At 41.2% G+C, this 1333-nt stretch carries 1 pseudogene; it reads left to right on the top strand.

Going from position 1 to position 1333, the window contains the following annotated elements:
• Nucleotides 1-1333: pseudogene (locus ACFIMA_RS09620) on the top strand (hypothetical protein); the annotation flags it as partial.

Below are 1333 nucleotides of genomic sequence, written 5' to 3'. Positions count from 1 at the left end.
CGCAATGGAAAAGTACGCAGGGTGCCGTTAGTGTTGGTAATAAAAGTACGGGCATGACGCGGCAGATTACAGGTGTAGCAGCTGGTAGTGATCCTGCCGATGCAGTAAATGTTGTACAGTTAAAAGACTTAGAAAGTGTCGTAAGAAATGGTGGTTGGAAACTATCTGTTGGGGGTAAGGATGGTAAGACCGTTATCATGGACAGCGCGGTAGATTTTTCCGCTGGAAGTACAAATCTTCAAATTAGCAAAGGCAAAGATAATAATAATATAAAATTTGATCTAGCTAAGGATATTGCAGTCAATAAAGTAACTGCAGGAAACAGTACCTTAGATGCAACGGGCTTAGTGATTTCTGGTGGACCGAAAATAACAACGGGTGGTATTGACGCTGGTAGTAAGAAGATAACAGGCATTCAAAATGGCGCACTCACAGCAGAATCGACCGAAGCGGTCAATGGTTCCCAACTTTTGGCAACAAATACTGAAATTAATGAAGTAAGAGACAGTATTCTTGTTAAGCAAGTAGCAGAGATGGCTTTGACGCGCAGTCTCCGTGATGGAGGAACGGGCCTTATCACTATTGGTAAGGGAACTGGTGGTACCGAAATCAGTATTCTAAATAAGGATAATGGAGGGCGGAAACTTTCCGGTCTACTTGGCGGGACAATCAATGAAAATTCAGACGAAGCTGTAAGTGGTTCTCAGCTTCATACCCTAGGGAGCAGTGTTGCATCTTATTTCGGTGGTGGTGCTAAATATGAAAGTGGTGCATGGACAGGTCCAAAATTCACGCTTAAAACTTTCGATGCTGATGGTAAAGAAGGTGCTTCAAAAGACTATCCCGATGTAGGCTCTGCTTTTGCAGGAATTGATACGAACTTCATAAATGTAAACAAACATCTGAATACTGTTGTTAATAATTTTAATGACAAATTAAACGATATTAATAAAGAATTTCAAGGCGATGCCTTATTGTGGAGCAAAACTGATAAAGCCTTTAGTGCTATGCACGTAGAGGGGGAAGACAGAAGATCAGGTAAAATTAAATATCTTGAAGGTGGAGATTTAACACAAAACTCAGAAGAAGCCGTGAATGGTGGACAGCTGTATACACTGGGTACCCATTTAGCTAATTATCTTGGTGGTGGTGCTGACTTTGGAAATGGAAACTCAGAAGGTCCTACTTTTAAGGTTAAAACTTTTCGGGATGATGGCACAGAAGATAAACAAAGCTACAGGAATGTAGCGGATGCGTTTGAGGGTGTTAATACGGCTCTCACGACTGTTCAGGATAAATTGACTGAACAGGTTAATAATGTGATTACCAAAGT

This window comes from Bartonella sp. AP88HLJMH (assembly GCF_042195605.1).
Classification (GTDB): Bacteria; Pseudomonadota; Alphaproteobacteria; order Rhizobiales; family Rhizobiaceae; genus Bartonella.
The sequence above is the reverse complement of the archived record's forward strand: the minus strand, read 5'-3'. Positions and strand labels throughout refer to the sequence as shown.